We start from the raw sequence: 12924 nt of genomic DNA on the forward strand, positions 1-12924 counted from the left end.
CATGGCGGCCGATGAGAGGGCGGCCGAAGAAAGGGCGGCCGATGACACGAACTCAGCAAGCCTGTCGATCGCCTGTTTCATCCACTCGCTCCATGGCGGTGGTGCCGAACGTGTGATGGCAGGCTTGACGTCGCGTTTGGCCGAACGCGGGCATCGCGTCAGCTTGATCACGTTTGATGATGGAGCCTCTGATCGTCACGTGATCGCGCCGAGCGTCCAACGCGTGCCGCTCGCTCTGTCTGTCGACGCCAGGGGATTGTTGGCCAAGTTCCGTCAAGTTCGCGCGCGGCATCACGCCATCGCCGACGCCGTGGAACGACTTCGCCCCGACGTCGTGTTGTCGTTTTGTGATCGAACCAATCTGGACGTCTTGATGGCGACCGATCCATCAGGCCCACCGGTGGTGGTTTGCGAACGCAGCGATCCGGCGCGTCAATCACTCGGACCGTTCTGGAATGCGGTTCGTCGACACCAATACGGTCAAGCGGCAACCGTCGTCGCGTTGACCGAGACCTCGGCAAGCTACCTGCGTCCGTTTTCCAAGTCGGTTGCCGTGATTCCTTCCGCGGTCGACCGGCCTCCGCTGACCTCTGACCGCGAGCAAGCCGGTGCGCGAAAACGGATTGCCGGTGTCGGCAGACTGGAACCGGAAAAAGGTTTCGACCGCCTGTTGATCGCGTTTGCCCAGGCCACGTCCGACGATCCGAGCTGGCGGTTGGTGATCTACGGCGAAGGCACCCAACGTGACGCATTAATTGCCCAGGCCAAATCACTGGGAATCGACGACCGATTGGAATTGCCCGGCTGGGTGCGCCCGCTTGCCGAACCGCTCTCCCAGGCAACGCTGTTTTGTTTGCCCAGCCGGTATGAAGGATTCCCGTCGGCTCTGCTGGAGGCGATGTCGTTGGGCGTCCCTTCGTTGAGTGTCGATTGCGAAAGCGGCCCGCGAGTGATCATCGACCACGGCCGTGACGGCTGGTTGGTGGAATCATCCGTCGAAGGCCTGCGCGGCGGGATCGAGACACTCATCGCAGACGTCCGCCAACGCGAAGCACTCGGTCGGGCGGGAATGGGAATCGTTGATCAGTTCGGTTGGGACACAATGGTCGATCGCTACGAACAGCTGCTACGCGATGTGGTGCGAGAGCGTCCATCGACAAAACGTAGCTGACGTCGCCAGAAGGCGGCGTTGGCGAGACGAGGATGGCAGAATCATGGGGATGGCAGAATGATGGGGCAGCCGGACGATTCTGGCTCCGCGATCTGAGCGGTCAGAACATCATTTTGCCCCAAATCATTCTGCCACTTCAAATCGATCTGCGACGGCCATGCTCCGGCGAGCGTAGATACGGTCGTTTTCTGTTCGTCGCTACAGCAAGATCTCTTCGACCACCCGTGCCGGCTTCACGCCGGTCAGTTTTTGATCGAGCCCTTGGAACGGGAACACCATCTTGCGGTGATCGATCCCCAACAGATGCTGCATCGTCGCATGGAAATCACGCAGATGCACCGGCGACTCTGCGATCTGGTACCCCAGTTCGTCCGTCGCACCGAGCGTCATGCCTGGGCGAACCCCACCGCCGGCCATCCACAGGGTAAACGCATTGGGATTGTGATCTCGACCGTGGAACCGAGTCGCCTGGCCACCACGGTTTTCCGCCATCGATGTGCGACCGAATTCACCGCTCCAGACCACCAACGTGTCGTCCAACATGCCGCGGCGTTCCAGATCATTCAACAGCGCGGTCATCGGGCGATCGGTCTGCATGCACTTTTTCGACAGGCCTTTGCCCAGCGATTCACCTTCGTTGGTTCCGTGGGAGTCCCATCCCCAATCGAACAATTGAATGAAGCGGACCCCGCGTTCGGCCAACCGCCGCGCCAATAGACAATTGTTGGCGAAGGATTCTTTTCCGGGTTCGGTACCGTACTCCTCGTGCGTTTCTTTGGTTTCCTGACTGATGTCCATCGCATCGGGCACGGCCGTTTGCATGCGGAACGCGAGTTCATACTGCTTCATCCGCGTCAACGTTTCCGGGTCGCCGAAGGTTTCGTAGTTCATCTGGTTCAAACGATCCAGCGTGTCGAGCGCCAAGCGTCGATCGTCGCGTGAGACGCCGGTCGGGTTGGAAACATTCAACACCGGATCGCCCTTGGAACGGCACTGAACACCTTGATAAACCGAGGGCAGAAACCCGCTGCTCCACAACGCTTTTCCGACACGCGGTTGCCGTCCGCCGGACAACAGCACGATGAACCCGGGCAGATCTTCACTTTCCGATCCCAAGCCCCACGTCACCCAGGAACCGATCGAGGGGTACCCGACCCGCGACTGGCCGCAATGCACCATCAGCTGTGCCGGGCCGTGATTGAACTGGTCGGTCTGCATCGATTTAACGAAGCAAACTTTGTCGACGACCTTGGAAAAGTGTGGCAACCGATCCGACACCCACGCGCCCGAGTCGCCGTACTGTTGGAACGGGTAACGCGGCCCCAACATTTTTGGCGTGCCCTGGATGAAGGCGAACCGGTTGCCTTCCAGATACTCGGCGGGGCAGTCTTTTCCGTCGACCTCGTGCAGCGCCGGTTTGTAATCAAACAATTCCAATTGGCTCGGCGCGCCGATCATGTGCAAGAAGATCACGCGTTTGGCTTTCGCGGCAATCGCACCCAAACCACCAGCGCTGGGACTGGCCGACACCGCGCCGGCCTGGCTGGCCAACCATGCCGCCCCCAACCCAGTCGCGGACTGTTGCAGAAAATGTCGCCGTGTCTCGAATTGCAGACTCCGTGTGAACACCTCGCCGGCGAGTCGTTGTTCGATGCTACTCATTTCGTCAAAACCTCATCCAAGTTCAGCAAGACGCTCGCGACGGCGGTCATCGCCGCCTGCTGATTCGGCTCTTCGCCGTCGTGCTTTTGTAAAATTGAATCGTAAAGTTCTCTGATGGCCAGCGATTCCGCTTGCTTGGGCTGTCGACAGGTTGCCAATCGGAAACCGTAGCGAAGCTGTTGATCGACGTCGTCGTCTGCCGCGATCATGCGACCGGCCAATGCCTGAGACGCTTCGACGAACGTCGCGTCGTTGAGCGTCATCAACGCCTGGGTCGGCGTGTTGGAAGGCAATCGCCGCATTGAGCAAAACTCGCGCGACGGCGCGTCGAACGAGGCCATCATCGGATAGGGAATCGACCGTTTCGTGTACGTGTAAATCGTGCGTCGGTAGCGGTCCGGGTTGTTCGGGTCCACCGTCGCCCATTTGTCGCCACCTTGGAACGGTTTCCACACGCCGTCAGGCAGCGGCGGATGCACCGGCGGGCCAAATTGTTTTTCGCTCAACAGACCGGCGATGAACAACGCCTGATCACGAATCGTCTCGGCAGGCAAACGTCCCCGCGGGCCTCGGCTGAGCCACCGGTTGGCTGGATCGATTTCGTATCGCTCCGCGTCGACGGTTGCACTTTGACGATACGTGGAACTGAGCACCAATTCGCGCAACAACGTCTTCACACTCCATCCCATCTCGGTGCGGAATCGAACGGCCAGATCATCGAGCAACCGCGGATGCGTCGGGGGTGCCCCGGCGATCCCGAAGTCTTCTTGTGTTTCGACGATGCCGGTGCCGAACAGTTGCGCCCAAAAGCGATTGACGGCGACGCGTGCGGTCAGTGGGTTCTCGGGGCTGATCAGCCACTCGGCCATCTGTAACCGCGTCAACGAAGCGTCCGGTTCGACCGACGGCGTGGCCAAAAACGCTGGAATCGCCGGGTCAACGGGATCGGTTTTGGTGGTTTGATTGCCGCGATCAAACACACGCGACGGTCGGGCAAACTGCTGGGGCCGTTCGATCAAGATCGGCGTGTTGATCGAACGGATCGATGCCCGTTGGCGACGAAGCGCCGCGATCTGTTCGCGGGCCGCCACGCGTTGGGCGTCCGTCAGCCAGTCGGTAAACGCGCCGGATTGGCTGACCGCAATCCTGCCGCGATGGGCGATCAGTGGGAACGCCCCCAATTCGACATCATTGAACGCGATCTCCACATCCAGTCGGTCGCCCGGTTTGACCTGGACCGGCGGATTGGCCAGGAACGCGCCGGTGCGTGGGTGATGGATTCGAGAATACGGACCGAATCCGTGGTTGGACTTGGGGTTCAAACTTTCATTGGGTTGCAACAGCGGATCGGGTTCGTCGGAGATCACTTGCTCGAATTGAATCGCCGTTTCGGTCCCGTCCTGGGAAATCAGTTTGGCCGTTAGGTGCGAGACGATGAATCCCCATTCCGAATCGATCAGGGCTTGTTGCTCGTTCTTGGGAAATCCGGTGAACCGCAGGGCCGTGATTTGCGCGATCGATTCGTCGACCTTGCCGTTGATGTGCACCTTCGTCTTGGTTTGAACCGTTCCGGTCGTCTGATACTCCGCAACCCCATCGACGGTCGCGGCGATGACGCGTGTATTGTTGTTGGTGGACAATTCCAGATCGGAGATCGGTTTCCAGAGTTCGTCATCCTTGACCAATTCGCGAGCGCGTTGCCATTCGGTCAACCACAGCTGGTCGGCCTGTTCGTCCAATTGAAACGCTTCGTCGAATTGATCGTGATCGATGGGAACGGCCAGGGTCGGCAGATCGTTGCCCAGATCACTGTCGGCGGTGTTGTTGAAGAACGCCAGGAATTGATAGTACTCCTTGTGCTCGATCGGATCGTAAGGATGCGAGTGGCACTGGACGCAACCGAACGAGACGCCTTGCCATGCTTGCCACGTCGTGTTGACGCGGTCCATCACCGCTTCGGTGCGAAACGTCTCGTCATCCGTTCCGCCTTCTTCATTGGTTTGCGTGGTGCGATGACACGCGGTCGCAAGCAGATCGTCGAGCGTGCGATCGGGCAACAGATCACCGGCCAGTTGCCGGACCGTGAATTGGTCATACGGCATGTCCTCGTTGAACGCGCGGATCACCCAGTCGCGGAATTGCCAGATCGTGCGGCGACCATCCAGCCCCAGACCTCTCGAATCGGCATAGCGGATGACGTCCAGCCAAACACTTGCCCAACGTTCGCCGAACGCGGGCGAGGCCAGCAGATCGTCGGCGGCAACCCGGTATGCGTCTTCGCCGTTGCGGCGGACGTCTGCTTGAAAGGCGTCGACTTGTGCGGGCGTCGGTGGCAAACCCGTCAAATCCAACGACGCCCTGCGCAACCATTCTTCCGGCTCAGCATCCACCTGGGGCGCAAGCGCATGCTGCCTGATCTTGTCCAGCACAAACGGATCGATGCGTGTCCGCGACCATGGATCGGATTCAAGCAAACGGGTCTCGGCGCGTTGTGGCTGGGTGAACGCCCAGTGTTTTCCCCATTGGCCGCCACCGTCGATCCAACGCTTCAGAATGTCGATCTCCGCCGCATTCAGTGAGCGACCGTGATCGCTCGGCGGCATGTGTTCTTCCTCGTCGGCAGGGAGCAACACCCGTTCCATCAAATACGAATCTTCGGAGCTGCCTGGATCGATCACCGCCAGCACGCTGTCGGCATAGACGAAACTCAGCCCTCCGGCTTGCTTGACGCCGCCATGACAGGCGACACAGTGCTGGTTGAAGATCGGCCGCACGTCACGATTAAAGTCCACCGGTGGCGAAATTGTGTTGTCTTCGGCGGGGGCATCCCCCCCCAGCACACAGCCAAACCAGAACCCGATGCCTGCAATCAATGTGAGTAAACGTATCACGTCGCTCCGCCAAAAATGAACCTTCAACTAACCCATGAATCTCCTTCGCAGTCTAACCGAACTCTGGATTGGGATCTAACCGCTCGGGTGATTAGGCACGTCGATAGACCGTTTCCACGGCCTTGGCTTCCGAACCGTCCGGGAAGACGTTGAAAGCCGTGATCGTCAGTTCCTGCGGGCCGCTTTTTTTGTATCGCGTTTTCCAGCCCCAGCGGGGTGCATCCTTGGCGACGTCGTACTCGCCGACAACCTCAAAACCACTCTCATTCGCCTCGCCCTGAGAGAACATGATCGCATCGCTCATGTGAAAACTGTCGATCCAGGCAACTTGGAATTGCTCCGTCACACCGTTTTGCGAGATCAACTCTTCGCCGCGGCGGGGTTTTCCTTGCATCGCGCCTTCGTAGGTGTGTCTGGCGAACGAACCTCCCAGGATCAACTGAAACTCCCCTCGGACCGCGGACTCGTCGGCCAACTCGTCGGGCTCGAACCAGGTCCGACAGGTGCCCCCCCACTTGCCGGAAAGCCACTCAAAGAACGCTGCTTTACTGACGTCGGTTTTACTGATGTCGCTCATGGTTTCACCCGATCAGGTCGCCGATCACGGTCCCGTCGCGATTGACTTGAACGGGACGACCGTCGGCAGTGTTTAATTCCAAATCACCATCGATACCGATCAAATGATAGAGCGTGCGGACCAGGTCGGCCGGACTGATCGGTCGCTCGGCCGGTCGTTCGCCGTGCGCGTCACTTTTGCCGATCACTTGCCCGCCGACGATTCCGCCGCCGGCCAGGGCGACGCTGAAGGCACCGGGCCAGTGATCGCGTCCTCCCCGCAGGTTCAACTTGGGAGTCCGACCGAATTCTCCCATCAGAATCACGAGTGTGGAGTCGAGCAGCCCGCGTTCGGCAAGATCGCTCAGCAGCGCTGAATAAGCTTGATCCAGCTTCGGAATCTTACCCGCCGTCCCACCGGTGAAGCCCTCTTTCAAACGCAAATAGATGTCTTCGTGCGTGTCCCACCCGCGGTCGGTCACGGTCACAAATTTCGCTCCCGCTTCGACCAAACGCCTGGCCATCAGGCAGCCGTGTCCGATCAGGTGCCGCCCGTAGCGATTGCGATCACGTTGTGATTCTTGTTGCAAATCAAACGCCGCGCGTGCCTGGGACGATTGCACCAAGCGAAACGCCTGGTCGAACGCCGAATCGGATTGCCCCGACTCGGCCAGACGCGTTTCGGTCTGCCGGGTGAGTTCGTCGACGGCGTTTCGAAATTCGCGGCGACGCGTCAAACGATCGGGGGTCATGCCGGCGGGCAACTCCAAATCTTGAACACGAAACTCCGGTCGGGAGGGGTCGCCTTGAACGATGAACGGCATCGTCGACTCGGGCAGGTAACCGCTGCCGATCATCCCATTGGGTTTCGCGATCGCGATGTTGGTGGGAATCGCGGTCTGGGACTGCGAAAGGTGTTTTTGGACCGATGGAATGCTCGGATAGGTCAGCGCCCGATTCGGTTTGTATCCGGTCAGCAAATAGTGACTGGCGAAATTGTGTTCGCCCAGCGGCGACGTCATCGATCGCACCAGCGCGACCTTGTCCATCAGTGCCGCGGTGCGAGGCAATTGTTCACAGACCTCGATGCCGTTGACGTTGGTCGGAATCGGCGCAAACGGACCGCGAATCTCCGCGGGTGCGTCGGGTTTCAAATCAAACAGGTCCAGATGACTCGGGCCGCCGTCGAGCCAAATCAGAATGCACGCCTGGGCTTTGGCCGAATCATCGATGTGTCGTGTGGCGTATGATTCGGCGCGGGCCTGTTTCGCCATCAACCAGTCGCTGACACCGATCCCCAGCGCCGACAATCCGCCCACGTGCAGCAACTCGCGGCGGTGAACTCCATCACAGCGTCGATTGGGATGACGATTTCTCATTGGATTGGTCGCTTGTACGTCAGCTAGTGATTGGTCAGGAAAGTTTCACTGGTCAGCAAGCCCCAGAACACGTCGGCAAAGAACCTCTGTCGCGCGGTCGGATCATGCCATTGCCCGTCGGATTCGGTTGCCAATTCCAATCGCGTTGTCCAATACCGACGTTCCGATGCGTTGGGCGGACGGGACAAGGTTTGTTTGTACAGCCGATCCATCAGTGTGAAGTCGTCCGGGTACAGCTGCAACCATTTCGTCAATCGTCCCTGCGAATCATCCAGACGCCGGTTCAACAGGTCGCCATTGAGAAAATGCAGGACCTTGGCGAGCGAACCGGCACTCAGGTCCGGCGTTTCACAAGCCGCTTCGCGGTCGCAGCGACCGAGAATGTCCAGCGTTTCCGACGCCATTCGGTTGTCGGTCAGCCGGATCGCATCGCGTTGATCGTCTTCACCGTACACGATGTCGACACCGGTGGCGTCCGCGATCGCCCCGGCAACTACCTCGGCTTCCAATCCGCGAGGAATGAAGTGCGAATAATAGACCGATTCGGATTCATTTCCCGGACGTGTTTGTGACGTTCGTCCATAAGCGTCGCTGTTACAGATCAGACGAATGATCCGGCGGAAGCGAAACCCTTCAGCGGTGAACTCGCCTGCCAACGCGTCGAGCAATTCGGGATGGCTGGCGGGATTGGTCGCGCGGATGTCATCGACCGGATCGATCAAACCGCGTCCCATCAGTTGCGCCCAAATTCGATTGACCGCGGCTCGGGCGAAGTACGGATTGGAAGGGGCGGTGACCCAGCGGGCAAATTCCCCCCGACCGTCCTCGTCCGTCGACAGATCTCGTGTGCCGGGAATCCGCGCCATCGCAGGTTGCCCGGTCACCGGATGAGTGACTTCACCACGCGTCGAGGTGCTGACGACACGCCCGCGTTTGAGTTTGGCAAAGATCGCGGCCAGCCCGTGATAGTCATCTTGGGTCCAGTGGTCCAGCGGATGATCGTGGCAGTTGGCACAGCGCAGGCGAACCCCCATGAACACCCGTGTCGCCAACTCGGCCAGCCCATCGGGGCCATTGCCCGAACGCAAGAAGTTGACGCTACCCTCGACATAACCGTCCCCGTTGGCCGTCAACATCGCCAACGCCGATGCATTCCACGGGCTGTCCTGACGAAACGAATCGGTCAACCAACCGTGATACGCTTGACTGCCTTCGGGCTGCAGCGACTTGCTATCGATGCCCAACAGATTGGCCCACTTCAGCGCCCAGTACGCCGCAAATTGATCGGTGTTCAACAAGCGGTCGATCAACCGTTTCCGTTTGTCGTCGGCTTGGTCTGCCACAAACGCATCCAGCTGGCCGACCGACGGCAGGTGTCCGGTCAGGTCCAGCCAGACCCGCCGCGCGAATTCATGATCGTCGGCCCGGGGTGACGCGGGAATCCGTAGCTGTCGCAGCTTCTGATCGATCCATCGGTCGACAACGGACTGCGCCCCACCGTCAGGCGACGACTCGAGTTCCTTCGTTCCCAGCGGGATGCCCAGGCGAATAGCGTGAACCCGATCCAGATACCGCGCGATGACGATGTGCTCTCCACGGCGATGGACCGTCAGACGGTTGGCATCGCGGTCGATGGAAACCGATTCGGAATCGTCCGACGTCAGCGTCGTGACATCGGTCACATCCTGCGTCGATCCATCATCGAACCGCGCGATGACCGACACGGTGACCGAGTCCTGCACATTTTCCAGCAAGACGTTGCTGGGCGTCACTCGAACGTCCGCCAATTGCCGCCGCTGCAAACGTTTGCCGCCCTGGGCGATCCATTGTTCCAGCAGCGCGTATACGGGTGACGCATCGTCAAACCGTTCCCCTCCGCCATGCTCCATCGTTTCCGTCGCTTTGCGCAGCAACAGGCTCTGCTGCGGTTGATACAAATTGACGCGACGACCTTCCAATTCCTGCACGATGGCCAACTGGTCGTCGGCCGCTCGGGAACCGAACAGCGACAGCTTGAACCCGCCACGCCCGATCGCGGCACCGTGACAGGCCCCCGCGTTGCAACCGTACCGCGTCAGGATGGGCACGACTTGGGTATCAAAATCGATCGCTTCGTTCGGTCTCTCGCCCCACGCCCACTGCGACGCACCGCCAGCGCAGAGAACAAACGCCATCATCGAAAACCGGAACATGCGTCGAACGGTGAAGACCAAAGAGATCGCCTCGGGGTAGCGGTTAAATTTCAGGTTTCAGGTTTCAGGTTTCAGGTTTCAGATTTCAGATTTCAGATTTCAGATTTCAGATTTCAGATTCAAAAGCTAAAAGCTAAAAGCTAAAAGCTAAAAGCTAACAGCTAACAGCTAACAGCTTCACCCCCGTGGACTTTCCACCACTGCTCATTCCCTGCTGGGGTTCGGGCGTCTTCGCATGTTCATCGCTCGCCCGGGATAAGCAATTTTCTGGAGTTCTTCCGCGGTCGGCGGCGTCTTTCCGAGCGCTTTGGCGAACTCGCCGGCGATCTTCACGCCGTCGGTCATCGACGGTTGGATCAACGCGAAGTTTGCCAGCACCTTGTTGTCTTTGGCCACCAAGACGGTCAACTCGACGTTGCGATTGAGTCCATACGCGCCGGGCCCTTCGCCGCCGTCGATCGAAATGCCGACAGGGACCTTCAAATTCAACGACGGCCGTGCCCGATTCAGGAACGCTTCGGCTTCCGCTTTGTCGTCGTTGAGCCAAACGATGGCAGAGTAAGAGGGAGGGTCTTTGAGCGAATGTGCATAGTTGGTCAATCCGCGGGCCAATCCCAATCCGGGGCGGGTCAGTTTGTGAACGAACACCAGCAGCGTCGGTTTGCCATCGGCGTCCGCGACCGCGTCGAATTCTTGGCCGGCGGCGTCATCGTAAACGCCCGACAACTTCAACGGCGTCAACTTCTCTCCGGGTTGCGGTCCGGAGAACACTGGATCCTCCCCGCGCGCCACTGGCGCCGATGAGACGCCGATGAAACCAATCGTCCACAGCGCCACAAGGACCAGCCCGGTCGGCCTGAAGCGACGTTTCTCAATCACAGACTGCATCACAGACATGGGGGTTTTCTCAACCAGAAGGGGGATCGGAAGGTTTCCGTTATACCCCAAGCCCACCGCAATCGCGACTTGATTCTTCAATCCGCAGCGATCGATTGACGATAGCTCTTCGGCGATACCCCGACTTGGGATTTGAACTGGCGATAGAACGTCGACAAGTCGTTGAAACCGCATTCGAACGCGACCGATGCGATCGACAGATTGGTTTGCGCCAATTGATGTTTGGCGTGGTTGATGGCCAGCCGACGGACATGGGTCAGCCAGGTGGACCCGGTGACCTCTTGAAACAGCTTGGTGAAGGCGCGGCGCGACAGGCCCAGCGACGCCGCGGCGGCATCGATCGTCGACGCCTCATAGAACTCCGTGGACAGTCGCGCCACGTAGTCTTCGATGATCGCGCGGTCGTTGCTGCGACGGCCCCGCGAAACATTCGCCCCCGCCGTGGATTGCCCCAACTGCATGACCCATTCGACGATTCGCAGTGCCGACGCGACCATCGAGATCGGACGTGTCAGATCACCGCTGACTTGATGGTGTCGCATCCGACGAAGCTGTGTTGCCACCCGATTGGAAAAGTGCGGATTTCCCGAGACCAAGCCGCGGCGCAAACGGGAAATCAGCCCGTCGTCGAACGCGAATAACGACGGATCGATGCAACAAACGTACAAACTGCTCGCCGCATCCGGGGCATCGGTGATCCGGTTGGCGGTCATCGGCGGAACGATCACCAAATCCCCCGACTCGAAATGGTGCACGCGATCCTGGAACTCCAGCACGCCGCGGCCACGCAGGACGTAGACCAGTTTTAGAAACGAGTGCTCACGCCATTCCATCGTGAACTGTGGCGAATGGTGGCTCTCCAACACCAGCACGCCCCACTCGGGAAGATTCTCGTGCAGCGCTCGATCGGTCAGTGTTTGCTTTGGCATTGCCACAATCTCATTGACATCGGTCACACCGGCAAGCGGGCATCCATCAACCAGCCACATGCCCGAAATGCCAAACGCGACGTGACCGATTTTCCAAGACAGCCCTGGAAGAATCGTCTATTCTCTTCCGATCAGACATCAATTTTGCCCGAAACGCAACTGGCCAGGAACATGAATCAAGTGGAACCGATTGACCCGATCAAGATGTTGAAACCGCGGCGAAAAATCACCGGCGTTTCGGCGATTCTGTTGCCGCTGTTGAGCGATCTTTCGGTCGACTGGCCGGGCTTTGACGCCCATGTCGAGCGGACGTTCGATGCCGGATTGGCCCCCGCGGTCAACATGGACACCGGCTACGGGAACTTGATCGACGATGCGACCCGCCAACAGGCGCTGGAGCGGACACAGTCGATCGCGGGGGGCCGCGATTATGTCGCCGGAGCCTTCGTCGCCGACCAGCCCGGCGCCCCCTTCAACGCCGACGCCTACCGAGTCGGGGTCGAGCAGATTCAATCGCTCGGCGGAACCCCGATCTTTTTCCAGTCCTATGGGCTGACACAGGGAAGTGACGATCAGATCGTCTCCCGCTACGAAACCCTGGCCGCGGCCTGCGATTCGTTTTACGCGTTCGAACTGGCTCCCGTGTTCGCACCCTTCGGCTGCATCTATTCCTTGGACGTCTACGAACGTCTGATGCAAATTCAAAATTGCACCGGTGCCAAACACTCGTCGCTCGATCGAGTCCTGGAGTGGCAACGCTTGCAACTCCGCGACAAGATCCGCCCGGAATTCAAGGTCATGACCGGCAACGACCTGGCGATCAACATGGTGATGTACGGAAGCGACTATCTGTTGGGACTCAGCACGTTTGCGCCCGATGCCTTCGCCGCCCGTGACGCCATGTGGGAAAACGGTGACGAGGCGTTCTACGAACTGAACGATTTGCTTCAGTACCTCGGCGCGTTTGCATTCCGCCCGCCAGTCCCCGCCTACAAGCACGATGCGGCCATGTTTTTAAAGCTGCGTGACCAAATCCAAACCGATCAAACCTATCCCGGCTCCCCGGCTCGGCCGGACAGCGACCGCGAGGTGCTCGGCCACATCGCCCGCGATCTGGAATCAATACTCGATCGCACCGGAAAGTCACTCGAAACGACCGCGTAGGGTGTGAACACAATTAATTTTGGAGTTGCGTTGATCGAGCGGAAAAGGGGTCAGGGCGGAAAAAACACCCACGGATGGCAGCGC

The 12924-nt window shown here is 59.2% G+C and carries 9 protein-coding genes; 2 read left to right on the forward strand and 7 right to left on the reverse strand.

Annotated elements, in window-relative coordinates; translation table 11 throughout:
* The first annotated feature begins 1 nt into the window (after position 1).
* The gene (locus TBK1r_RS06485) at positions 2–1171 is read left to right on the forward strand and encodes a glycosyltransferase (RefSeq protein WP_145208279.1); all 1170 of its coding nucleotides are present in this window, start codon (positions 2–4) and stop codon (positions 1169–1171) included.
* A gap of 198 nt (positions 1172–1369) precedes the next feature.
* Here the strand turns inward: TBK1r_RS06485 and TBK1r_RS06490 are convergent, their stop codons facing one another.
* The 7 genes from TBK1r_RS06490 to TBK1r_RS06520 all read right to left on the reverse strand — a co-directional run bounded on the left by TBK1r_RS06490 (position 1370) and on the right by TBK1r_RS06520 (position 11676).
* Complete coding sequence (locus TBK1r_RS06490) at positions 1370–2833, reverse strand: DUF1501 domain-containing protein (protein ID WP_145208281.1); 1464 nt, start codon at positions 2831–2833, stop codon at positions 1370–1372.
* Complete coding sequence (locus TBK1r_RS06495; protein WP_419581039.1) at positions 2830–5724, reverse strand: PSD1 and planctomycete cytochrome C domain-containing protein; 2895 nt, start codon at positions 5722–5724, stop codon at positions 2830–2832. Before TBK1r_RS06495 ends, TBK1r_RS06490 begins: the two co-directional genes overlap by 4 nt.
* Before the next feature lie 91 nt (positions 5725–5815).
* Positions 5816–6301 (reverse strand): DUF1579 family protein, encoded by a 486-nt coding sequence (locus tag TBK1r_RS06500; RefSeq protein ID WP_145208285.1) that lies wholly within the window; start codon positions 6299–6301, stop codon positions 5816–5818.
* A 4-nt stretch (positions 6302–6305) separates the two neighbouring features.
* On the reverse strand, positions 6306–7658 hold the full coding sequence (locus tag TBK1r_RS06505; RefSeq protein ID WP_145208287.1) for a DUF1501 domain-containing protein: 1353 nt from the start codon (positions 7656–7658) through the stop codon (positions 6306–6308).
* A gap of 23 nt (positions 7659–7681) precedes the next feature.
* On the reverse strand, positions 7682–9871 hold the full coding sequence (locus tag TBK1r_RS06510; protein WP_145208289.1) for a DUF1549 and DUF1553 domain-containing protein: 2190 nt from the start codon (positions 9869–9871) through the stop codon (positions 7682–7684).
* 183 nt (positions 9872–10054) lie between these two features.
* Entirely contained in the window at positions 10055–10738 is a 684-nt protein-coding gene (locus TBK1r_RS06515) for a hypothetical protein (protein WP_145208291.1), read from the reverse strand.
* Positions 10739–10824: 86 nt separating this feature from the next.
* On the reverse strand, positions 10825–11676 hold the full coding sequence (locus TBK1r_RS06520) for a helix-turn-helix domain-containing protein (protein ID WP_419581040.1): 852 nt from the start codon (positions 11674–11676) through the stop codon (positions 10825–10827).
* Positions 11677–11847: 171 nt separating this feature from the next.
* On the opposite strand from TBK1r_RS06520, the gene TBK1r_RS06525 reads away from it, so the two are divergent.
* Positions 11848–12840, forward strand: coding sequence for a dihydrodipicolinate synthase family protein (locus tag TBK1r_RS06525; protein WP_145208295.1), 993 nt, complete (start codon positions 11848–11850; stop codon positions 12838–12840).
* Positions 12841–12924 lie beyond the last annotated feature (84 nt).

Source organism: Stieleria magnilauensis (assembly GCA_007753675.1).
In the GTDB taxonomy this organism is placed as follows: Bacteria; Planctomycetota; Planctomycetia; order Pirellulales; family Pirellulaceae; genus Stieleria; species Stieleria magnilauensis.

Excerpts from the sequence above, each read along its gene's own strand:
- TBK1r_RS06485 (WP_145208279.1), top strand. The coding sequence starts at position 2 with ATGGCGGCCGATGAGAGGGCGGCCGAAGAAAGGGCGGCCGATGACACG.
- TBK1r_RS06490 (WP_145208281.1), bottom strand. The coding sequence starts at position 2,833 with ATGAGTAGCATCGAACAACGACTCGCCGGCGAGGTGTTCACACGGAGT.
- TBK1r_RS06500 (WP_145208285.1), bottom strand. The coding sequence starts at position 6,301 with ATGAGCGACATCAGTAAAACCGACGTCAGTAAAGCAGCGTTCTTTGAG.
- TBK1r_RS06505 (WP_145208287.1), bottom strand. The coding sequence starts at position 7,658 with ATGAGAAATCGTCATCCCAATCGACGCTGTGATGGAGTTCACCGCCGC.
- TBK1r_RS06515 (WP_145208291.1), bottom strand. The coding sequence starts at position 10,738 with ATGCAGTCTGTGATTGAGAAACGTCGCTTCAGGCCGACCGGGCTGGTC.
- TBK1r_RS06520 (WP_419581040.1), bottom strand. The coding sequence starts at position 11,676 with ATGCCAAAGCAAACACTGACCGATCGAGCGCTGCACGAGAATCTTCCC.
- TBK1r_RS06525 (WP_145208295.1), top strand. The coding sequence starts at position 11,848 with ATGAATCAAGTGGAACCGATTGACCCGATCAAGATGTTGAAACCGCGG.